Origin of the sequence: Winogradskyella aurantia (assembly GCF_002266855.1) — a bacterium.
Taxonomy (GTDB): domain Bacteria; phylum Bacteroidota; class Bacteroidia; order Flavobacteriales; family Flavobacteriaceae; genus Winogradskyella; species Winogradskyella aurantia.
In genome coordinates this window covers 306,867-330,041 of the sequence record NZ_NGJN01000002.1, presented here as the reverse complement: position 1 = coordinate 330,041, position 23,175 = coordinate 306,867, and the positions used below count along the sequence as shown (strand labels likewise).

21 protein-coding genes are annotated in these 23,175 nt (G+C 37.6%); 12 read left to right on the top strand and 9 right to left on the bottom strand.

Going from position 1 to position 23,175, the window contains the following annotated elements; genetic code table 11:
- Nucleotides 1–28 precede the first annotated feature (28 nt).
- From CA834_RS04905 to CA834_RS04890, 4 genes are read right to left on the bottom strand one after another with little or no spacing between them, the layout of a single operon-like run.
- Nucleotides 29–877 (bottom strand): 5-oxoprolinase subunit C family protein, encoded by an 849-nt coding sequence (locus CA834_RS04905; RefSeq protein ID WP_094967552.1) that lies wholly within the window; start codon nt 875–877, stop codon nt 29–31.
- Nucleotides 870–1,601, bottom strand: coding sequence for a 5-oxoprolinase subunit PxpB (pxpB, locus tag CA834_RS04900; protein ID WP_094967551.1), 732 nt, complete (start codon nt 1,599–1,601; stop codon nt 870–872). Before pxpB ends, CA834_RS04905 begins: the two co-directional genes overlap by 8 nt.
- A 6-nt stretch (nt 1,602–1,607) precedes the next feature.
- Complete coding sequence (pxpA, locus tag CA834_RS04895; protein WP_094967550.1) at nt 1,608–2,348, bottom strand: 5-oxoprolinase subunit PxpA; 741 nt, start codon at nt 2,346–2,348, stop codon at nt 1,608–1,610.
- The gene (locus tag CA834_RS04890; RefSeq protein ID WP_094967549.1) at nt 2,348–3,571 is read right to left on the bottom strand and encodes an Nramp family divalent metal transporter; all 1,224 of its coding nucleotides are present in this window, start codon (nt 3,569–3,571) and stop codon (nt 2,348–2,350) included. The genes pxpA and CA834_RS04890 overlap by 1 nt, the downstream gene beginning before the upstream one ends.
- Before the next feature lie 98 nt (nt 3,572–3,669).
- Between CA834_RS04890 and CA834_RS04885 the strand changes: the two genes are divergently transcribed.
- The 11 genes from CA834_RS04885 (at nt 3,670) to CA834_RS04835 (ending at nt 15,325) form a co-directional block, all read left to right on the top strand.
- Complete coding sequence (locus CA834_RS04885; RefSeq protein WP_094967548.1) at nt 3,670–4,332, top strand: hypothetical protein; 663 nt, start codon at nt 3,670–3,672, stop codon at nt 4,330–4,332.
- A 24-nt stretch (nt 4,333–4,356) separates the two neighbouring features.
- Nucleotides 4,357–5,325, top strand: coding sequence for a transporter (locus tag CA834_RS04880; RefSeq protein WP_240507466.1), 969 nt, complete (start codon nt 4,357–4,359; stop codon nt 5,323–5,325).
- A gap of 27 nt (nt 5,326–5,352) precedes the next feature.
- On the top strand, nt 5,353–5,988 hold the full coding sequence (locus CA834_RS04875) for an outer membrane beta-barrel protein (RefSeq protein ID WP_094967547.1): 636 nt from the start codon (nt 5,353–5,355) through the stop codon (nt 5,986–5,988).
- A 99-nt stretch (nt 5,989–6,087) separates the two neighbouring features.
- Nucleotides 6,088–6,681 (top strand): Crp/Fnr family transcriptional regulator, encoded by a 594-nt coding sequence (locus CA834_RS04870; protein ID WP_094967546.1) that lies wholly within the window; start codon nt 6,088–6,090, stop codon nt 6,679–6,681.
- A gap of 190 nt (nt 6,682–6,871) precedes the next feature.
- The gene (locus tag CA834_RS04865; RefSeq protein WP_094967545.1) at nt 6,872–8,431 is read left to right on the top strand and encodes an arylsulfatase; all 1,560 of its coding nucleotides are present in this window, start codon (nt 6,872–6,874) and stop codon (nt 8,429–8,431) included.
- A gap of 59 nt (nt 8,432–8,490) precedes the next feature.
- Nucleotides 8,491–9,507 carry an HAD family hydrolase gene (locus tag CA834_RS04860; RefSeq protein WP_094967544.1) on the top strand — a complete coding sequence of 339 codons (1,017 nt, stop codon included), beginning with the start codon at nt 8,491–8,493 and terminating at the stop codon, nt 9,505–9,507.
- A gap of 7 nt (nt 9,508–9,514) precedes the next feature.
- Nucleotides 9,515–10,066 (top strand): hypothetical protein, encoded by a 552-nt coding sequence (locus CA834_RS04855; RefSeq protein ID WP_133085452.1) that lies wholly within the window; start codon nt 9,515–9,517, stop codon nt 10,064–10,066.
- 9 nt (nt 10,067–10,075) lie between these two features.
- Nucleotides 10,076–11,257 carry a formylglycine-generating enzyme family protein gene (locus CA834_RS04850; RefSeq protein WP_094967542.1) on the top strand — a complete coding sequence of 394 codons (1,182 nt, stop codon included), beginning with the start codon at nt 10,076–10,078 and terminating at the stop codon, nt 11,255–11,257.
- 58 nt (nt 11,258–11,315) lie between these two features.
- On the top strand, nt 11,316–12,044 hold the full coding sequence (locus CA834_RS04845; protein WP_094967541.1) for a DUF3575 domain-containing protein: 729 nt from the start codon (nt 11,316–11,318) through the stop codon (nt 12,042–12,044).
- Nucleotides 12,045–12,050: 6 nt separating this feature from the next.
- Nucleotides 12,051–13,061: a DUF481 domain-containing protein gene (locus CA834_RS04840; RefSeq protein WP_094967540.1), complete on the top strand. Its 1,011-nt coding sequence runs from the start codon at nt 12,051–12,053 to the stop codon at nt 13,059–13,061.
- Nucleotides 13,062–13,156: 95 nt separating this feature from the next.
- On the top strand, nt 13,157–15,325 hold the full coding sequence (locus tag CA834_RS04835; protein WP_094967539.1) for a hypothetical protein: 2,169 nt from the start codon (nt 13,157–13,159) through the stop codon (nt 15,323–15,325).
- Here CA834_RS04835 and CA834_RS04830 read toward each other — a convergent pair.
- The 4 genes from CA834_RS04830 to tilS form a co-directional block, all read right to left on the bottom strand.
- Nucleotides 15,322–16,860 (bottom strand): YifB family Mg chelatase-like AAA ATPase, encoded by a 1,539-nt coding sequence (locus CA834_RS04830; protein WP_094967538.1) that lies wholly within the window; start codon nt 16,858–16,860, stop codon nt 15,322–15,324. The two genes, CA834_RS04835 and CA834_RS04830, sit on opposite strands and share 4 nt — an antisense overlap.
- 122 nt (nt 16,861–16,982) lie before the next feature.
- Entirely contained in the window at nt 16,983–17,939 is a 957-nt protein-coding gene (locus CA834_RS04825) for a YheT family hydrolase (protein ID WP_094967537.1), read from the bottom strand.
- Nucleotides 17,940–18,002: 63 nt separating this feature from the next.
- A complete protein-coding gene (gene ade, locus CA834_RS04820; RefSeq protein WP_094967738.1) occupies nt 18,003–19,625 on the bottom strand; it encodes an adenine deaminase in 1,623 nt (540 codons plus the stop codon).
- Between the two features lie 15 nt (nt 19,626–19,640).
- Nucleotides 19,641–20,954 (bottom strand): tRNA lysidine(34) synthetase TilS, encoded by a 1,314-nt coding sequence (gene tilS, locus CA834_RS04815; protein ID WP_094967536.1) that lies wholly within the window; start codon nt 20,952–20,954, stop codon nt 19,641–19,643.
- Between the two features lie 120 nt (nt 20,955–21,074).
- Between tilS and CA834_RS04810 the strand changes: the two genes are divergently transcribed.
- A complete protein-coding gene (locus CA834_RS04810) occupies nt 21,075–21,764 on the top strand; it encodes a hypothetical protein (RefSeq protein ID WP_094967535.1) in 690 nt (229 codons plus the stop codon).
- Between the two features lie 62 nt (nt 21,765–21,826).
- Here the strand turns inward: CA834_RS04810 and pabB are convergent, their stop codons facing one another.
- Entirely contained in the window at nt 21,827–23,131 is a 1,305-nt protein-coding gene (gene pabB, locus CA834_RS04805; RefSeq protein ID WP_094967534.1) for an aminodeoxychorismate synthase component I, read from the bottom strand.
- Nucleotides 23,132–23,175 lie beyond the last annotated feature (44 nt).

Sequence of the window (23,175 nt, the reverse complement as noted above, 5' to 3'; positions counted from 1 at the left end):
AACAATTGCACTACTTATTCCTACATGCTTATTCGCCTAATCTGAATTTTATGTCATTTCCTGAAAACTTTTGACTTAATACGTTTATTGAAGAGTGGGTTAGCTGAAGCACTCTGGGATATCCCCCCGTGGTTTGGCAGTCTCGCATTAAAATAATTAACTTTCCCGAAGGCGTCAACTGTACTGTTCCGGGCAAAACTGGGCCCGTTAAAATAGTGTCTAAATCATTTATTAAAACAGACTCCATTTGGTAGGCCATACGATTATTAAGGCTAGAGACCTTAAAGGATATATTTTCCAATTTTTCCTTAATGTTCGAATTTAACAAACCATATTCCGGTCCTTTAAAAACCTGTAATTCATTAGAGCCAATTACACTTGTCCTATAATTAAGAGCGGCATTTTTAGCCGAAATCTTAAATTCAAAGGGTTTATAGTTTAAGATGTCTCCGGCTTTAACGCGATCCTTATCCGTTACGGGCACATACATGCTTCGGCTTCCCAACACTACTTCGGTTTTAAATCCACCTTTAATGGCCAAATAGGCTCTGAAGCCTGATTCTAGTTTTCCAAAACTTAAGATGTCATTGGGCCTTACTTGAACCATCATATTGTGTTCAATGCGCTTGCCGTTCAGTTTCGGTTGCATTTGTGCTCCTGAAATCACTATGAAAGTTGGCTTTAAAAATTGGAGTTTTGGACCCACCATTGTTATTTCCAAGACCGCCATATCGCTGGTATTCCCCAAAATTACATTTGCAAATTGACTGGAATAACCATCCATAGCGCCAGAAACAGGAACACCAATGTCACGATATTGAAATCGTCCATTATCTTGTATTGTTGTAAAAAAACCAGGCTCTAAAACCTTAAGCATCTTCACTAATGGGTTTTAATTCAAAATTAGCTTTCTGTGATTCTATGGCCAATTGTTCATATTCAATGTTGTCTATAGACCTAAACTTTAGTTTATCTCCCGGTTTAATGAAACAGGGTGTTGATTTCCTTGAATTGAACATCGAAATGGGTGTGCTTCCTATAACGTGCCAACCCCCGGGACTGTCCTGGGGATAAATTCCGGTTTGTTGACCACCAATGGCTACAGACCCCTTTTTTAGAGCCCGACTTGGGGTTGTCTTTCGATTATGGTACAACTGTTTATCCAAACCGCCTAAATATAAAAATCCAGGTAAAAATCCAATGAAATAAACCGTGTAAACCGGTCTTGAATGTAAAGCTATAACATCGGTTGGGGAAAGCTTTTTTTGTTTGGAATAGTCCTCTAAATCCACACCGTATGTTGAGTTATAACACACCGGAATTTCCCAGGTTGAAAAGGTGATAAAATTGATGGCACTTTCTTCATTATAAAGCACTTTTAAGCCTGATATTTCATCATTGAATTTATCTATAGTGTAATTGTAAACAATTAAAATTGAGTTATATGAGGAGATTACTTCAAGTTTTTGTTTATTAAATTTTTTCTGAAGCCTATTTTTGAATTCTAAAATGTCATTTAAGATATTTACATCTATTAATGGTGGCCATTTTATTAAAATGGAATGCTCATTATACCTAAAAAATTTTATGTCGTAAGTCATAATGGTTTATTGAATCCCTATTCCAAATTTTGGTAAATTGTCATTAAGGTATCTTAAAATCTCAATAGCATTTTCAGTGTCTCCATGAACGCATAAGGTAGACGCTTTTATCACCTTTTCCACCCCCTCAATTGTTTTTACCCTATTCTCTTTTACAATGCGGACGACATGCGACAAAACTTGTTCGGTGTTTGTTATTATGGCGTTTTCATTTTGTCGTGAAACAAGACTTAAGTCATTGTTATAGTTCCGATCTGCAAAGGCCTCAAACACAACTTCAATATTTTCAGCCATGGCCTTTGCCGCAATTACAGAATCATAGGGCGCATATAATTTTAAATTGGAGTCAATACTATGTATCACATCAACAATTGTTGAGGCAATACTCTTGTCGTATGCAGCGAGATTATACAATGCGCCATGAGGCTTAATATGATGCAGCTTCGCGTTTTGTGCCTGGGTAATCCTTACCATATCCATAATCTGATTTTTCAAACTTTGAAACAAATCGGAACACGAAATTTCCATTGGCCTTCTCCCAAAATTAGCCTTATCAGGAAATGACGGATGTGCTCCAATTTTAACTTGGTACTCTTTAGCTAGCTTTGTTATGGCAGTCATGGTGGCATTGTCCCCGGCATGACCTCCACAAGCTATGTTGCAGGAGCTTAGGTGAGGTAAAAGCGCCTCTTCATTATTGAGCCCCTCACCAACATCGGCATTAATATCTATTTGAAATTCCGTCATTATACAATATCCAATACGCTTAATATACCTTTAATTCCTAAAACTACAGTCACAATTATTATACCTACACCAAGACTATTTTGAAAAGTAGTATTGACATTCTCCTTTAACACCTTGGAATTATTCATTACCCACAATAAAAATATGGCTATTATCGGTAATAATAGCCCATTAGCAACCTGAGCAAATTTTATTATGGAAATGGCTTTAAATCCTAAACTCGAAGACAACACACCTAAGCCCAAGACGCACATCCAAACCAACCTAAACCGCATAGAGGTTAAGTTTGAGGACCAGCCCAGACAACCGCTTGCCACGTAAGCTGCTGCTAATGGTGCGGTAATAGCACTGGTTATGCCTGCAGCAAAAAGCCCTATGGATAAGAAATACTTAGCATAGGCTCCAAATATTGGCTCCAAACTCAATGCTAAATCAGACGCATTTGAAATATCAGTCATAGGTATTTCTGCCGCCGAAATAATAATGGACATGCTAACAACGCCTCCCAAGACAACCGCAAAAATTGTGTCGCGCCTTGCATACTTAACGTCCTTAACGGAGTTCCATTTTGCTTTGGCCAAAGATGCATGCAGAAATAAATTATAAGGCACCACTGTTGTGCCTATCAATCCTATAACAGCCAGAAGGCTTTTTTTCTCCAGTGTTGGTGTAAACAGGCCTGAAAGTAATTCAGATAGATTTGGTTTGGTAATAACAGCTGTTGATATAAAAGCCACACTCATTAAGGCAACCAAAAACACCAAAAAACGTTCAATGGTCCTATAAGTCCCCGCATAGAGGGCAACAAAAGCTATAAAGCCTATAAGAAGAGCATAGAAATTGAAATTAAAATATAAAAACTCGACTGATTTAAACCCAAAAAGTGTTTCTAATCCGAGCGCACCACCATTTATGTTTCCAGCTTCGTAGGCGGTATTTCCAATAATGATAGCCGATATAATTAAAACCAAGGCTATGATTTTTAAAATAGGATGCGTTATTTGGCTTCGTATAATTTCCGAAAGGCCCAGCTGTGACACTACCCCAAGTCTAGCGGCCATCTCTTGAAGGATAATGGTAGCGAAAATAGATAAGAGCATCGCCCACAATAGCGCATATCCAAAATTAACGCCAGCAATGGTGCAGACTGTTACAGTGCCAGGACCTATAAAAGCAGCGGCGACCAAAGCTCCAGGCCCAATATTTTTAAACAAATTCTTCAATGTAAATCACATGTCGATGGTTAAAATACATAATTTGCATTTGCATACAACTTTAATACACAGAAATATGTATTTTAGGCCTCTAATTACATTAAGAAATGAAATCAATTTTTAAATTTTTAAGTCTTTCCGTGTTACTGTCTATGCTGTTGAATTGCGGTGGTATCAAGGTTGTTGACGCATGGAAATCTCCAGAAGCATCAAAGCACAATTATAAAAACGTGTTGGTTATGGCGCGGTCCTCAAATAAATCAGCCAAAATTGCCTTTGAACGTGAGATTGCCGACAAGCTCATTGCCAGAGGCATAAATGCCACACCAAGCTTCAGTAAATTCGGACCAACAACACCGACGGAGGAAATGACAGAGGAACGAAAAAAAATGATTAGGGAAATCTTAAATAACGAAGGTTTCGACGCCGTCGTTTTAACATCAGTTAAGGATGTTAGAGAACGCACAACCACCTCCAATAACAATTATTATTTTAATGACCCTTGGAATACATTTTACCCACCCTACTACGGTAGTTTTTATGGCTATTATTATCAACCTTATGTATACGGTGTTACTATTGGAAATACTACCCCAACAACTTACACTACAAAAACCTATTATTTGGAAACTGTGGCTTACAGTTTAGGAGCTGACGACAATGACCAATTGATTGCCGTAGTGACAACCACAATTGAGAATCCTAAAGATGCTTATAAAACCGCAGATAAATACACTGAGGAAATTATGAAAGCACTTGATAAGAAATAGACATGGCCTAATTCATGAATGTTGTTGTTTAATTCAAATATTAAGAAGGAATACCGAAAAGGTCTAAGGCCATTTGTACAACTCTATTCTAAAGTTTTAATTTCAATCTTTTTTATAAGTACGGCATTAAATACCAGTGCCCAAGATATTGAACCACGTCGGTGGTCTTCACTACCTTTAAAATCTGATATTATTGGTGCGGGTTACATCTATAGTTTTGGTGATGTTCTGTTCGACCCCATTTTGCAGGCAGAAGATGTTTCCGTGAATGTCAGCACCCTGATTTTATCCTATATAAAACCTTTTAAACTCGGTAAAAAACTCGCTAGGGTTGATTTAACTTTACCTTATAACTTTATGTTGTTTGAAGGGAAATTAAGTGGTAATCCAGCAAGTGTGTACCGCAATGGCTTTGGAGATTCACGTTTAAGATTTTCAATTAATTTTAGCGGCCCACCTCCTGGCAACGCTAGTGAGCTACAAGCCTATTACAAGGCCCATCCTGTATATACAACGTTTGGTGCTTCAGTGGCCATAACATTTCCAACAGGGCAATACTTTAACGAAAAGCTTATTAATATTGGTCAAAACCAAATCATCATTAGGCCACAGATAGGTATGGTACATAATTGGGGGGATTGGTCTTATGAACTTACGGGGTCTGTATTCTTCTTTAGTAATAACAATAATTTTTTTGGAGACACAACGCGGAAACAAGACCCTATTTTTGCATTTCAAACCCATTTGATCAAACGATTTAATCCCAAAATGTGGGCGTCCATAAGCCTAAGTTATGGCATAGGCGGAGAATCAATAGTCAATAATGTTTCAAGTGCAGATTTAAGGACCAATCTCTTATCTGCTGGCTCAGTAGGTTATAAAATTTCTAAATTACAAAGTATAAAGTTGGTATATTTGAATTCGGCCACCTTAAAGGAAATCGGTTCAAATACCCACAGCTTTATTTTTGGTTGGTCACATCTATTTTTATAACTTTCTCAACATTTAAAAAATAAAATTATGAAAAACCGATTTATTCTTGCCCTTCTCTGCTTAACAATAAGTTTTGCAGCTTCAGCCCAAGCCATTGAAATTACGCCATCCTATGGGTATCAATTTGGAACTCGGATAGATTATGTCTTTAGTTCCGTAAGAGCTGAGCCAAGTGGCCAATGGGGTATTGCTGGTGGTATTGAGTTTAGGCCAGGATACGTTGCCAAATTATCCTATGTGAGTATGGGAACGGAATTTACGGGCCGTGATGTAGACTTTACCAACAACAGAAATGTAAGGATATCAGACCTTCAAACAGACTGGTTTTTGCTGGGGATTCAAAAATACTTAAAGGATGGAAAAGTGAAACCGTTTGTTGGTAGTGGATTAGGCATTGCGGTGGTTACACCAAAAAATATAAATAGAAATGAATTTCCCAATCTCAATCTGAGCAGTAATACGTATTTTGCCTTTAATTTTGAGGCAGGGGTTAATATTATGTTTACGGATGCCATTGGCCTTAATCTCCAAGGTAATTTGTATTTCCCTGTAAATTATGGCGGATTCTATGTAGGTACTGGTGGCGCAGGTGTTACGACGGGTTCAACCCAAATCGTAGGTGGCTTTAGTGGCGGGCTGGTGTTTAGAATTGATACTGATTAAAGTATCGCATATCCTTTAAAAAAATAAGAACGTCTTACTTGATAAGGACAACGTAAACCTATTTAAAATTTTAAGTTTAAGACCAATACAAAACGTCCTATGACGCTGTCCAAACCAAAAATAAAAGAATTAGTAGGTTCATATTTTCCTGATCTAGAAACAAAAGAACTTGATATTTTTTTATCGATATGCACTTACGGCTCAAAAAAAAATAAAGAAATTATTTTAAAAAGAGGCCGGTCTGATAATAACTTATTAGTTCTACTAAAAGGATCTGCCCGAGCTTATCAAATTAATAAGGAGGGCAAGGAAATCACAAACCATCTCAGATCCGAAGGCTATATTTTTGGAGAAGCTTTAGTCTTTAGTGAAGACATGCAAAACTTAGATGTTGAAGCCATAGGTGAAGTACATTTTCTCAAATTTGATGTCAATCAACTAGAGGAATTAGCCCTAGAAAATCCAAAACTCATGCAGTTTTACCTTGGCTTTCTTAAAGAAGTCATTCTTACCTTTTCACATCGTATTAATACGTTTGTAGCGATGACGCCAAAAGAGCGCTACATAGACTTAATCAAGTGGAATCCCAAATACTTAAAATCTACATTCGATAAACATATAGCCAGTTTTTTAGGGGTTACGCCATTGACCATACATAGAATTAAAAAATCTAGGAGAAAACCTATCAAATGATATTTTTTTGACTTACGATGTCGATTACATTTGTACCTAACTAAAGTTAGGTCTATTGACTCGGGTTACAAAGAATTAATGTTTACAGTTATCTTGGTATAAATAATATTTTATAACTTTAGATCAGTTATATACTAACTTGTTAAGAGACCATTAATTAATCAATCTATTAATTCTAACTATAAAAACTATGAAAAAAACACTTTTTACTCTTCTATTAGTGGCCTGTTTTGGGTTTTCTAATGCACAAAAAAACAAAAAGCCAAACATCCTGGTGATTTGGGGCGATGACATCGGCACTTGGAACATCAGCCACAACAATAGGGGTATGATGGGTTATATGACACCCAATATTGATCGGGTAGCCAAAGAAGGTGTTGGTTTTACGGACTATTATGCACAACAAAGTTGTACGGCTGGTCGTGCTGCTTTTATCAGCGGGTCTGTTCCTGTACGATCTGGTATGACTAAAGTTGGTATGCCGGGGGCAATGGAAGGCTGGCAAAAAACAGATGTCACTATGGCGACGGTTCTTAAGGGGCAAGGCTATACTACAGGTCAGTTTGGTAAAAACCACCAAGGTGACCGCGATGAGCATTTACCAACCATGCATGGATTTGATGAATTCTTTGGGAATTTATACCATTTAAATGCAGAGGAAGAACCAGAAAATTTTGATTATCCTGGAGATATGGTACTAAAGGATGGTCAAACATTTAGAGAAAAATTTGGCCCTCGTGGGGTTATTCACAGTTGGGCAGATGGTAAGGGTGGACAGCGTATTGAAGATACAGGGCCGCTTGATAAAAAGCGCATGGAAAACATTGATTACGAAACGCTTGAAGCAGCCAAAGAATTTATTAAAAAACAAGTAGAAGACGGTAAGCCATTCTTTACGTGGTGGAATGCCACACGTATGCATTTTAGAACCCATGTTAAAGACGACATGCGTAACCCAGGAAATGATGAGTACACCGATGGTATGATTGAACACGATATGCACGTTGGTCAATTATTAGACTTACTTGACGAATTAGGTATCGCTGATAACACCATAGTCATGTATTCTACAGATAACGGTCCACACTACAACACCTGGCCAGATGCTGGTACAACGCCCTTCCATGGTGAAAAAAATTCGAACTGGGAAGGTGCATACCGCGTGCCTGCCTTTGTACGTTGGCCAGGAAAGTTTCCTGCTGGTGTTACCTTAAATGGTATTGTAGCTCATGAAGATTGGTTACCAACCTTTGCAGCGGCTGCTGGGAATCCAGATATTAAAGAACAATTAAGGAAAGGAACCACTATTAATGGTAGATCGTACAAAAATTATATAGATGGCTACAATCAATTGGATTATCTAATGGGTAAAACCAAAGAATCCCCGAGAGAAGGATTTATATATGTGAATGATGCAGGATCCATTGCTGCCTTGCGTTATGGTGATTGGAAGGCTACATTCTTAGAAAACAGAGCACGTCAATTGCAGATATGGCTAGAGCCTTTTGTTGAATTAAGAGCACCATTATTGACTAATTTACGTCGTGACCCTTTTGAAAAAGCATATAAAGGTTCTAACACCTATTACGATTGGTATATAGACAGAGCGTATATTTTAATAGCCATACAAAGCTATGCGTTTAATTTCCTTTCCACCTTTAAGGATTACCCACCGAGTCAAACGGCTGGTGATTGGAGTCTATCCAAAGTTGAAAAGCAAATAGAAAACATGACTACAAAAAGTAATTAATATATAGCTACTAAAAAGGCAGACTTCGGTCTGCCTTTTTTTTGCTTAAGCCGAGAAAGATGAAAAATATAATTTATATACTGTTTATCGGAATCACTTTTTTTTCATGTAAGGAAGGGAGTGATCAAAATGAAGAGGCTGCAACAACCATTGACGAGATTTCAGATCCTTTATCGTCATGGAATGACGGCGCAACCAAAACTGCGATAATAGATTTTATAGAAAAAGTCACTACACAAGGTCCAGATTTTGTGCCTATTGAAGATCGTATTGCAACTTTCGATAATGATGGAAATCTTTGGGCAGAACAGCCTGCTTACTTCCAATTGTTTTTCGCAATTGACCAAGTTAAAGCCATGGCCAAGGATCACCCAGAATGGAAGGACAAGGAACCCTTTAAATCTGTTATAAATAATGATATGAAAGGACTCATGGCTTCTGGAGAGCATGGGTTATTAGAATTGGTTATGGTAAGCCACTCTGGAATGACTGGTGAGGCCTATAAAAAAGCAGTTTCTAATTGGTTGAAGACTACAAAACATCCACGATTTAATCAGCCTTATAGTGCTTTAATTTATCAACCTATGGTGGAGTTATTGGCATATTTGAGAGCTAACGAATTTAAAACGTTTATTGTTTCAGGAGGTGGTATCGATTTTATGCGTGTGTGGGCTTCTGAGGCCTATGGTATTCCATCAGACCAGATTATAGGTAGCAGTATAAAAGCTAAATTTGACTACACTGATGGCAAAGCCTCAATTATTAAATTACCAGAGATAGATTTTATTGATGACAAAGAAGGTAAGCCAGTGGGTATATATCAACATATTGGTAAAAAACCTATTTTCGCTTCAGGCAACTCCGATGGTGACTTACAGATGTTACAATACACAGATTCCAATACCTATCCAAGTTTTCAGTTATATTTGCATCATACCGATGCAGAGCGTGAATGGGCCTATGATCGTGAATCATCAATAGGCAGATTAGACAAAGGGCTTGACGAAGCGCATGGGAAAGGCTGGACGGTCATAGACATGAAAAATGATTGGAAAACCGTTTTTCCGTTTCAATAAACATTATATGAAGACATATTGTATATTAGTTTTTAGCTTCTTCATATTCTTGTTTTCAACGGATTGCTTTAGTCAAAAGCCAGAAACTGAAACTAAGGCATCCAACAAACACTCTATAGGGGCATTTATTAGTCACACTTATATTAACCAAGGACGCATTGACGGAGAACTCAAAAGATTGTCAGCACCTTCATTGGGTTTAAATTATAATTATATTTTTAATGACAAATGGTCCTTCGGATTGCATAACGATATTATCATTGAGTCTTTTATTGTAGAAAGTGCCAATTCAGAAGAAGAGTTCATAGAACGTGAATTGCCATTTTCTACTATTTTAGTTGGAACCTATAAAATTACAGAATCATTGGGAGTTGCTGCTGGAGCCGGTGTAGAATGGGAAAAAAATGCCAATTTTACCGTAGTACGATTAGGTGTAGAATATGGATTAGAACTCGAAAAAGAAAGTTTGGAAGTCCTTTTTGTGTTTAACTATGATGTTCTGGTAAATGCCTATAACAGTTTTAATTTTGGTATCGGTATCAACAAATTTTTTAGATAGGTTATATATATGAAATTTTTATATGTTATACTTCTTAGTTTAATGATCCTCAATTGCAAAAACGGGACATCATCAAAAACTATTGCATCCGATAAGATAGAGTCTAAAACCGATTGCCATCCAGCTGGAGGACGTTCTCAAATTTTAACCACTATTGATACCATCCAGGCACAAACGGTGGTTACTCAAGACTCAGAAAACACAGTACTACCAGATTCGCCTGATCAAGAAATAGCATATACAAGTCTACCCGATGGAATGGTACTGATACCAGCAGGAGAATTTATGATGGGTGCTATCGGGAACCTTACTTTGCCTCGTGAATACCCTAGACATCTTGTTAAGGTAGATAGTTTTTACATGGATGCTCATGAGGTGACTAATGCAGAGTTCAGGGCATTTGTTGAAGCTACTGGATATGTAACTATTGCTGAACGTCCCATTGATTGGGAAGAATTAAAAAAGCAAGTAGCTCCTGGCACTCCTAAGCCACCTGAAGAATCCCTTAGACCGGGCTCTTTAGTATTCAAAGCTCAACCAAACGTGACGGACTTGTCCAATTATTTTCAATGGTGGGAATGGACCAACTATGCCGATTGGAAACATCCAAGTGGCCCAAACAGTTCAATTATAGGAAAAGATGACCATCCGGTGGCTCATATCGCCTATGAAGATGCCAAAGCCTATGCCAAATGGGCTGGGAAACGCTTACCTACTGAGGCCGAATGGGAATATGCTGCAACGGGAGGTGCAAAGGATGTCATTTATCCTTGGGGAAATAAAGATGTCAACGAAGCACCTTACGAATGTAATTTTTATCAGGGACGATTTCCTTCTACCAATACAGCTGCAGATGGTTATGAAACCACCGCGCCAGTTGGTAGTTTTAGACCTAATGATTTTGGTCTATATGATATGGCTGGAAATGTATGGGAGATAACCGCTGACTGGTTTGACGAAAATTATTACAAGTCTTTGCCACAAAATTCAGTAGTGAATAACCCTAAAGGGTCAAACAAGAGCAGTTACGGTGGCAACCCTTATGCAACACATACCGTAATAAAAGGTGGGTCGTTTTTATGTAATGACAGTTATTGCGCTAGTTATCGTGTTTCGGCTAAGATGCCACTAGAAATGGACTCGGCCATGAACCATGTAGGCTTTAGGTGTGTGGCTGATATTTCGAAATAATATAGAGTGGTTCTAGAAAAATTAATCCTTAACTTTATTGTACATTAATGCCAACCTTATGAAAGCCAAGATTCTTTTTTTTCTTTTAGTAACCTCAAGCCTGGTTTTTAGTCAGGAATTAGAAGACAATCAAAAAACAAGGGCTAATGAAGTGGGGCTCGAAGTTTTGGGTCTTATTGACGGCCAAGCGCTTATAACCTATGAACGTAGTTTTGGCAAACACTGGTCAGGACTCATTGGTGCCGGCCCAATAGCAGAAGAAGGCTTAGTAAATATTTCGGGAATTGATAGAGAGCAGTTAAAGACTGGTGACATCAACTACTCTGGATACAAGGCTCTTATAGAGGGTCGATATTATATCAATGAATTTATCAACCAAAGAGCTATTGGCTTTTATGTAGGTCTTTATGCTAAGTTTTCGGGTTATAACTCAGATTTAGTAGGGACTTATATCGATTCTGAAGGAGGCAATTATAACTTTTTATTTGAAACTGAATTAAATGTTAGATCCTTGGGCCTTATGGTCGGTTATAAACTCCCGTTGAGCAAACGTTTTGCGATTGACTTCCTAATTGCTGGTCCCGGAGCTGGAAACTACAACCTGAGTTTCCAAAATAAATCAGACCCATTACCAGACGAGTTTTTTGAGGACCTTAATGAAGCCCTTGAAAATTTCAATATTTTTGATCTAATTGACGGCGATTTTGATTTTAACCGCAATAAACGAAAAAGTGCCTTCGACACGGTATCGTTTCGCTACGCCGTCAGTTTGAAATTTAATTTTTAAAGTTCTATGCGAATAATTTTCGTGTTTGCTTTTCTTCTAGTTAGCGCATTAGCTTTTTCACAAAATGATACCATAGTAGTTAAAAATGGTAATGTCCTTTATGGTGAAATAAAAAAATTACGCTCTGGGGTTCTAACCATGGAAACACCATACAGTGATAGTGATTTTTCCATAGATTTTAGTGAAGTGACTCAAATTAAAATACAGAAGCGCTGTTTTTTAATATTAAGCGGGGGGCGCAGACGAACAGGGTATGTTAAAAGTAAGTCTGCTAATACATTCACTTTTTCTGACAACAACGGCACGACGGAGGTTTTTGATATTTCGGAACTGATTGTTTTGGATGAAATATCTGATAGGTTTTGGAAACGTATTAGTGGAAATATAGACCTCAGTTATACGCTTACAAAGGCCAACAATGCAAGTCAATTGACAGTTGGTGGTGGTTTAGCTTATCGCGGACCTAAATGGGTGTTTGACGCCAGTATTAACTCATTGGACTCCAATCAAGATAATACTGCTGAAATACAAAGGACGAATATTACAAGCGAAATTCAGCGCATTTTACCCCGAAATTGGTACTTACTTGCTAATGTAAGTTTTTTGTCAAATACAGAGCAGGCACTAGATTCGCGATATGGCATTAGACCTGGTGCTGGTCGTTTTCTAGTATTAAGCAATAAATTATCATGGGGTCTTAATGCCGGCTTAAACTTCAATATTGAAAACTTTAGCGATGCCACTCCAGATAATCAATCTACAGAACTTTTTATTGGATCTCAGTTAAATATGTTCGACTATAAAGATTGGAGCCTTAATACCAATATTAACGTGTTTCCCAGTTTAAGCGAAAGTGGTCGTTGGCGAATTGATTACAGCCTTGATATGAAATGGGATTTACCCTATGATTTTTACGTAAAAACCTCACTACAGTTTAATTATGATAATCAAGCCGCCGCAACAGGCAGTGATTTTGACTATAACCTAACCTCAGGTTTTGGATGGAGTTTTAACTAATTTTTGGTTTAGCCCAATTTCCCTTTTATTTCATAAGTAATAATAAGTATCTTTCTGCTCTCTTAAAACTAAAAGTTGACAGTTTCGACTTAATTATGGAAGCTAAAAATCGAAAAAGAAAGTGGTTAAACACTGTAAAGTTTTTTGCGGCTTATCTGGTTGCGGCATGGACCTTTTTGCAATTTGTGGATTGGATTCTCATTCGCTACAGTATTTCTCCTTATTGGGTTGATATTTTATTATGGTTTTTTATCGGTATAAGTCCCTCGTTACTCATCTATCTGTATCATCAAGAACGGCTAAGCAAGCGGATTATCAAACTTCGTGAGAAAATTTTTATCCCACTCAATATCGTAATACTTGTTATTGGGCTTTATTTAGGTTTTGGCAATTCTGATCTTGGGGCTACCACTCAAGCTATTGAATACACCGACGACGAAGGAAACATACAAAGTAAGACCATCACCAAGGAAGAGTTTAGAATTGGAGTACCCTTATTTACCTTTGAAAACCTTAAGGACAATGATTCTATTGACTGGTGGCGGAATGGGATTAGTAAGCTATTGGCTTATGATTTAGAACAAAACAAAAGTATCAGCCCCTATTATGAAAATATTAGTCAAACCTCTGATAAGATAAGGCAAGCATCTTTATTTCACAGTTTTTACATTGATGGTAATTTTGAAAAAGAAGGTGAGCAAATCAGTATTACTGTCTATAAACGCAAGGCAAATAACGCCAAAGTTTTGAAACAGCAGACCTTTACCGGGACTGATTTTCTGGCAATGATAGATGAAATAAGTTTTTATATAACGGAACAGGCCGGCTTTGTTGAAACCAATACCATACAGTACATTGATCTCCCTGTTAAGGAGTTTATGAGTTATTCTGAAAAAGCCGTCCAAAAATTCATCGAACGGGATTTTGATGGTGCCATAAGCTTAGATAGTACTTTCGCCATGGCCTATCTTGAAAAAGCTAAACAGCTATATCGATGGAACAACGGACAATTGGAAGTCCAAGATGTAACAGATAAGGCCTATGCCTTTAGGAGCAAATTACCCTTACAAAAGCAGTTAGAGGTAAACATTCAGCGAAATCTGGCCTTTAAGGATTTTGATTTGGCGGAACAACAGGTAAAACTGCAATTAGAGGTAGATCCCACAAACGAATTTTATAATGATGTCTTATTTGGTATCTATGGTGAAACAAGGAATATCGACGGCTATTACAAGCAGTCTGAGGCGCTTTTTGATAAAGACCTCAACCCAGCAAATGGCGAAAACCTCATTAATGCAGCTATTCTATCGGGTCGGGATAAGTTTATTATTGATCAACTCAAATCCTACGAGATTATCAATTCTAATATAAAAGCTTTTAAAATTCAGCCACTAATACAACTTGGAGCGTTTGACCAAGCTGAAAGCCTAATTAATGAGATTAAATCACTCCAAAATCCACAGGATAATAGAATAAACGTTTTTGATTCTGCAGTGGCTTATTTAAAAACCAATGGATTTGATAGTCAATTATTAGAGCAATTTGAAGGTCATTATCGTTCTTTCAATAACGAACAGACCATTGAAATGTGGATAGAGAACGACAGAATTATCCGCTATTTGGGACATCAGGAGATGACAGCCTATTCATTGGGTGGCCCGACAACATTAGTCGGTGGATCTGCCATAAATGCTAGCTCTAGTATAGATTTAATTAAAGACATAAAGGGTAAAGCAATTGCTATAAAAACCACTTATTACACATATAATTCAAGCCCGACCTTTCTATTTTTTAAAGAAGATGAGAATATTCGGAAAGCACATGAGGCGTTTAAGAACAATAATACAGAGGCGGCTAAACGCCTTTATGAAATAGCCTATGCCGAAAATCCTAAACACGGCTATCTGAAAAACATCTTAAATCACATCAACTTTATTCAAAATACAGACCCCGAGGAATTAAAGTCGCAACATATAAAACACTCAGGAGATTATGGTCAACGAAAATTCTACATAGAAGGCGGTACGTTTTACTATAAGCGCAAGGGTGAAAATTCTGACTTACCCAGAGTGCAATTATTAGCACTAGATGAAAATCGTTATATGGACCTTACACGATTGGGTACAATAATGACCTTTGTAAACGATTCCTCGGGAAAAATGGCTTCCAAGAGCTATTCTTACATTATGGATGATGATTCTAACTTTAAATGGGAGCACGTCCATAATGATGAAGTCATTAACTATTTTGTTAAAGACAACTAGCCCAACCAGCCCTCACGATCCAAACTTCTGTATTGAATAGCTTCACTGATATGAGTGCCAGACACATCAGCAGCACCTTCCAAATCCGCAATGGTGCGCGATACTTTTAGAATACGATCATAGGCTCTAGCTGATAGGTTTAAACGCTCCATCGCCGACTTTAGCAATTGTAAAGAGGCATCGTCAAGCCGGCAGTATTGACGGATTTGCTTAGTATTCATCTGCGCGTTATAATGCACATTATCGAGTGTTTTGAAACGTTCTGTTTGTAATTCCCGTGCCTTGGTAACGCGCTGCCTAATCGACACTGAAGACTCCCCTTTTCGGTCGTCAGATAATTTTTCAAATGGTACCGGTGTCACTTCAATATGAATATCAATGCGGTCCAATAAAGGCCCTGAAATCTTACTTAAATAACGTTGCATTTCCGCCGGGCTCGAGGTCACGGGCGCGTCAGGATCATTAAAATAACCACTTGGACTTGGATTCATACTCGCCACAAGCATAAATGATGACGGATAAGTGACCGTAAATTTTGCCCTGGAAATGGTAACTTCCCTATCTTCCAAAGGTTGTCGCATCACTTCCAAGACTTCACGTTTAAACTCGGGTAATTCATCCAAAAACAAGACGCCGTTGTGTGATAGTGAAATCTCACCGGGTTGCGGGTAGCTTCCACCGCCAACTAGGGCGACATTTGATATGGTGTGATGTGGACTTCTAAAGGGTCGTTGTGCCATGAGTCCCGCGTGTGCTTTTACACGACCCACAACAGAATGGATCTTGGTAGTTTCAAGGGCTTCATGCAATGTCATGGGAGGCAGAATACTTGGCAAACGTTTAGCAAGCATGGTTTTACCTGAGCCGGGAGGTCCAATAAGGATAATATTATGACCACCTGACGCTGCAATTTCCATACAGCGCTTTATACTCTCTTGGCCTTTAACATCGGCAAAGTCAAACTCAGGAAAGTCTAAATTCTTATAAAACTCCTCCCTGGTATTGATAACGACCTCCTCAATGGGCTCGTCTTTATCAAAATGGTTAATGACTTGTTTGATATTCTCTACGCCATAGACTTTTAAATCATTAACGATAGCGGCTTCCTTTGCATTTTGCACGGGCAAAATAAAACCCTTAAAGCCTTCTTCCCTTGCCTTTACCGCTATGGGTAATGCACCTTTAATGGGCTGGAGACTACCATCTAAGGACAGTTCGCCCATAATAAGATATTCTTCCAAATTCTCAGCTTTAATTTGGTTAGAAGCTGTTAAAATACCAATAGCAAGAGTAAGGTCATAAGCCGAACCTTCTTTGCGTAAATCGGCAGGTGCCATATTAATGGTAATCTTTTTACCCGGAATACGATAACCGTTATTCTGCAATGCTGCTGCAATGCGGTAGTTGCTTTCCTTTATGGCATTATCGGGAAGGCCAACCAGATGATACCCAATTCCGGAATCTACATTAACCTCAACTGTTATGGTTGATGCCTCTACCCCAAACACAGCACTGGCGAATATTTTTTTGAGCATATCCTAAAGTTTAGATAAATATAAAAAATACCTAGAATTTAATTCTGAAACCTTTTATACTTAACCCGAGTTTTTGGAAATAGAGGCACTTGTAGTAACTACACTATAAGTGACGCCAATAACTAGCCTAAAACAAACTCAAGGGCACGCCTCTCATTGTAATACACATTATCCTTATCGATAAAGCCCACATGACCACCATATTTTGGCATCTCCAAATAAAGATTGTCATTTTGTTTGGCCTCTTTTACTGGATAACATCCTGCAGATAAAAAAGAGTCATTCAGGGAATTGATTATTAAGGATGGTATTTTAACATTTGATAAAAACTGACGGCAGCTGGCTTTGTCATAATAATCATAGGCATCCTTAAACCCATGGGCCTTTGCGGTATAGATATGGTCAAAATCAATTAAACTTTTAATTGAATTAAACTCTTTAACTGTTATGCTTTCAGGGAATTGTATTAACTTAGGTTTAAGTTTACTTTTTAAGTGATCTAAAAAGCGAATAGCGTAATGTTTGTTTTTAAAACTTAATAATTCATCACAGGAGCCTTTTAAATCAGCAGGTGTAGAAATGGCAATTACGGCTTTAATTTGTTCTGGAAGGTCTCTGTCTTCACCCACATATTTTAAGGCCATATTGGCACCAAGACTAATACCTTTTATGTAGATTTCATTATAATCATACTTGACGATCAGATGGTTTACCACAGTGTCTAAATCTTCTGTCGCACCAGAATGATAGCTTTTAAAAAGTCTATTAGGCTCACCGCTACAGCCCCTAAAATTTACACCAACAGCATCTATACCATTTTCATTAAACAGTTTTGCTGTGCCTGTTATGTAGGGTCGCTGTGCATGTCCTTCAAGACCATGAAGTAAAATAACAACTTTATCTGTGCTCTGATCGGAATGACTCCAATCCAAATCTAAAAAATCACCGTCTGGTAACTCCATGCGCTCCCTTGTTTGCTCAAGACCTTTAACCTGTCTCGCCAAACCAGAAAACACCGTAGACACAAAACTCTTCTTTGCCCAAAATGGTGGCTTATAATTAGATTCTATTACTGGCATAATTATATTACTGAGTGTAAAAATATACTTTTTATCTACTTGAAATCAACATTAGAAATGGATTTAGCTTATAGTCAATGGAACAAATTTAAAGGCACCTCCATTAAAAAGCCCTTTATCACTGATTTTCAACGAAGGGATAACCAACAACGCCATAAAGGACAGACTCATGTAAGGAGCCGTTAATTTACTTCCCAAGTTCTTTGCCATTTCACTCAGTTCCGCATATTGTTTTCCAATGGTTTCAGCATTTTGATCACTCATGATGCCTGCAACAGGTAAGGATATAATTTTTTGCGCTTCATTAGAGATAGCACAGATGCCACCTTTATGTTCAATAATGAGGTTAACGGCTTTGCAAATGGCTTCATCAGAAACGCCAACAACAATAATATTATGAGAATCATGAGCTACCGAACTCGCAATAGCTCCTTCTTTTAGTCCAAAGTTTTTTATAAATCCCAAAGCCGGTTTTTCATTCGTATACCGATTGACTACGGCTATTTTAAGGATATCTTTGTTCGGATTTGATACTAAATTTCCATCTTCCAAAGTTGCATTTTCAACGATTTCATTGGTGACCAATTCGCCATCTATACATTCTATAACTCGTATTTGTTGGGCCTCAGATTCTAATCTGAAATCTGAAACCTGTTTGACATTTGTGTTGAAATTGTTTAAATGCTCAAATTGAACGTGATTTATTTTTGATAGACCTTTATCATAAACCAACTGACCATCTATATAGGTTTGAAGCGTTTTGAAGTCTTTTAAATCTTCAACAACAATACAATCAGCAGCGTCACCTACCTCAAGCAAGCCTACATCCAAGTTATAATGCTTTACAGGATTGACACAAGCTGCCTGTAATATTTTGAACACATCTATACCCTTAGCCACTGCTCTTGCACATAACTGATCAATGTGTCCTAAAAGCAAATCATCAGGATGCTTGTCGTCACTACAGAACATCATTTTATCGTGGTTCTCGTTTAACAAATCAATTAAAGCTTCAAAATTTTTAGCGGCACTACCCTCCCTAATAAGGACCTTCATTCCTTTTTGAAGTTTCTCTAATCCTTCTTTATAGGTAAAGCATTCATGATCTGTGGAAATGCCCTCAGAAATATATTTAGTTAAATCGGTTCCACCTAAACCTGGTGCATGGCCATCTATCGGTTTATTAAAACGTTTGGCCCATTCAATTTTCTTTAGAACTTCCTTATCCTTATTTATAACACCGGGATAATTCATAAATTCAGCCAAGTATTTTATATCTGGGTTAGACATTAATGATTTAATGTCATCTGAATCTATAATCGCTCCCGACGTTTCAAAACCAGTCGCGGGAACACAAGATGGTGCCCCAAAATTAAATTTAAAGGGTGTTTGTTTGCCGTTTTCAATCATAAACTCTACCCCTTTTATCCCTAACACATTAGCGATTTCGTGAGGGTCTGAAACTGTCGTAACAGTACCATGTTTTACAGCAATTTTTGCAAATTCTGAAGGCACCAACATTGAACTTTCAATATGGATATGCGCGTCTATAAAGCCAGGCAAAATATAGTGGCTTTCTGCACAAGATCTTTCATGGACACTGGAGATTTTACCATTCTCAATGGTAATTTCACCTTTAAAGATTCTACGATTAACAATATCTACGACGTTTCCTTTTAATTTCATGGCCATTAATGAGGCTTACCCCTTAAGCGTTATCTTCAATATATCCTTAGTTTTCGAGGTGATTTTAAATCGCTCGTCGGCACGCTTACCCACTATCCAAATAATTTCATTATCTGAGGTTAAAACCCACGTATTTTCTTTTTCAACAAGTGATGTTTTTTCGTCTTTTAAATATTTGCTGACCTTCTTTTTACCTGTCATTCCCAAAGGCTGAAAAATATCACCTTCTTGCCATGGTCTTAACATCAAAGGGAACTTAAGTCGGTGTTTATCTACATAAATTGTATGCAAATCGGCTTGGAGGTAGCTCTTCGCAGTTTCTAATTTCAGGATCCCTAAAGGCGTTTCGATTGAAGCATCCGATTCGTTAATGATAATAGGCTCATTAGTATAAGTCTGAAGGTCCGTAAGTATTAAATGCGCCCTGTGCTTAATTAAGCGATGGGAATTTGACTTTACATACTTTCCAGACTCAGCATCTAATAGATCCACGACATCATTCCATTCGGTAAACCCAAAGTTTTTGAACATTTCGAAGAGATAGGCCTTTGGATTATTCACTTTTTTAAATTCCGATATCTTGTAGGTAACCCCATGGTCGTCAATATTGACAATGGCTCGTTTTGCGACAGCATTGAGACTTTCTTCAACGATATCTGCAGTATCCTTCAAGTGTTCCAATGTATTTTGAAAACTGTCTAATAGGTTTGGATTAATCTCCTTTAAAATGGGTACAATATCATGACGAAACTTATTGCGTAAATATTTTCGCGTTGCATTACTGCTATCCTCACGCCAGTCTATATTATGGTCTCTGGCATATTCTTGGATTTGAGCCCTCGGAAACGAGAGTAAAGGTCTTACAATATTGTCATTAATTGTTGGAATCCCTGTTAAGCCATTCAATCCTGTGCCTCGGGTGAAGTTAATAAGGAAGGTCTCTAGGTTGTCATCCGCATGATGCGCTGTAAGGATGTAGTCAAACTCTAATTGGCCAGCTAGTTCCTTTAACCAATCATAACGCAATTCACGCGCTGCCATTTGAATAGATCGTCCATTGGATTGGGCATAGGAAAGCGTATCAAAATTTTGGATAAAAACTTCTACATCTAAGTCCTCTGCTAAGTTGATTACAAAATCTTCATCGGTATTACTCTCTTCATCCCTTAAGTTGAAATTACAATGCGCTAAGGCGAAATTCAATTTTAATTCGTGGCATAACCATGCTAAAACCACACTGTCTAAACCCCCAGAAATGGCCAAAAGTAATTTGCCCTGCTTAAGACATCTTAATGGTCCATCAATAGTATCGGAAAAGGATTTTAGCATATGGTAAAGATACAATATTGCACTAGTAAATTAGATGTGCTATTGAGCAAAAAATGACAATTGTCATAGAAAAAGCACTTAGTTCTTAATAGCTTTAAGGAAACAAAAAAAATTAAGGTCATGAGCTCACTAAAAGACATATCCTCAAAATCTTCACAAACTACTTTTGATAAAAAAGTGCTTTCCGCAGTGCAGCATCTGCATCCTTATGTAAAACATAGAATTTATATTGCCGAAACAACCGGGATATTACCTAAAAATATGTACTCCTCCAATGGTATTATTGACGATTGCATCATTGAGCTCTATACCAAAGGTTTCAATATTGATGCAGAGCGTATGGCTGTAAAGTTAGAGCTCTTCCGCCTGATCGATGATTACATGAACAATCTATTTAAAAAAGAAGCATTTCATAAGAATACCATAAGCACGGATTCCATTTTGAAAGACGAATTAGACAGGCTTGGTGAAAATTATACAATAGATGCTGATTTGGACTTAATCCTAAATACGGAACTCAGTGATATTTCATACCACCAAGATGAAGGCAACCACCTCTATTTATATGAAGATAAGGAAACGTCAATTTTGAGGGCCTTTGAGCTAGAAGACCTCTCAGCTACGCAGGCGCCTAAAGTTTTTGGCCGCTTCTATCATTGGTTGCCTATAAATATTTCGAATATTGTTGATTTATACATCTTTGGGAATTTAGATTTTGAAGACATTGCTAAAATTAAAAATATTGAAACATCACGGGTAGAGCTCATTTTTGAAAAGGTTAAAAAGAGCTTTAGAAAACATTTGGAATAGTCTATAGTTTTAAGCCACAAGCTATTAATGCATCGATTAGCAGCATCTAAATTTGAGTGCTGCTAATTGTTTTCTAATACTTCACGCATGGCTCTAGCTTTCACCAAACATTCCTCATATTCTCTTAAGGGCTCACTTTTTGCAGTAATGGCACTCCCCACAGAATACGATATATATCCTTTGCTCCTATTGTACAGTATACTGCGAATTACGACGTTAAAGTCGAAATCACCATCTGGTGTAAAATACCCTACAGAACCTGAATAGAGACCACGTTTGGTCTCTTCTAATTCCTCGATTATTTTCATAGCAGAAATTTTAGGTGCTCCGGTCATGCTCCCCATGGGAAAACTTGTTTTTATAATATCGACGGGATGGGTGTCCTTGCTCACCTGGGAAGTCACCGTAGAAATCATTTGGTGCACTTGGAGAAATGAATGCACCTTACACAATTCCTCTACCTCCACACTTCCCTTTGTCGCAGTATGTGATAAGTCGTTGCGTACCAAATCCACAATCATAATATTTTCGCTGCGTTCTTTTTCATCTTGCTCTAAGTCTAGGGCAAAACGTTCATCTTCTCCTTTATCTTTTGAACGTTTAGCCGTACCCTTAATAGGTTGCGAAATCAATTTTGTTCCACTCTTTTTTAAATACCGCTCTGGTGAGGCAGACAAAAGATACTTGTCTTCCATTTTAAAAAAGGTAGCGAAAGGTGGTTGCGAAATCTTGTTGAGTTTAATAAAGGTTTCAATAGGGTTAAGGTGGGATTCCTCCGCATAAAACTCTTGGCAGAAATTGGCTTCATAAATATCCCCGCGATGGATATGGGCCAGCATATCCCTCACCTTTTCAAAATAGTCATCTTTATGGATTCTCAGTTTTATTTTAATTGGGTTCGTTTCTTCTGACTTTCTCGCTATACTAAAGGAGACTGCGGATTCTATTGCAGTTAAATCTGCCTTAATCTCATCGTCAACCATTTTTAAATACTTCAATTCAACTTTTCCGTTCTTTATTAAAAATAGTTTTTTAGGCTGAAAGAAATACATATCCGGAAAGTTAAGACCATCAAAATTACCTGAGGACAACTCTTCAATATCATTTTTTAAATCGTAAGTTAGATAGCCAAAAATCCAATCTTGAATGGTTGTTTGGTAGTCCTTTAGTTGTTCAAATGCATCAAAGTAATCCGTTCTTATGGATGTAAAGGCATCAACTGCTAAAACAGCCTCATAGTCATTGTATTTTAAATGATGTTGATTAGAGTCTAGCCAAACGACATCATCAAACTGTTCACTCCAGTTCAATAACTGCGCTTTAAATTTTTCGGTATTATTTAAATGGTGATATACGGTCGTCCTCAATAGATGAAATCTTGCTGCAAAGTACTCAAAATTAATTTTGAAAT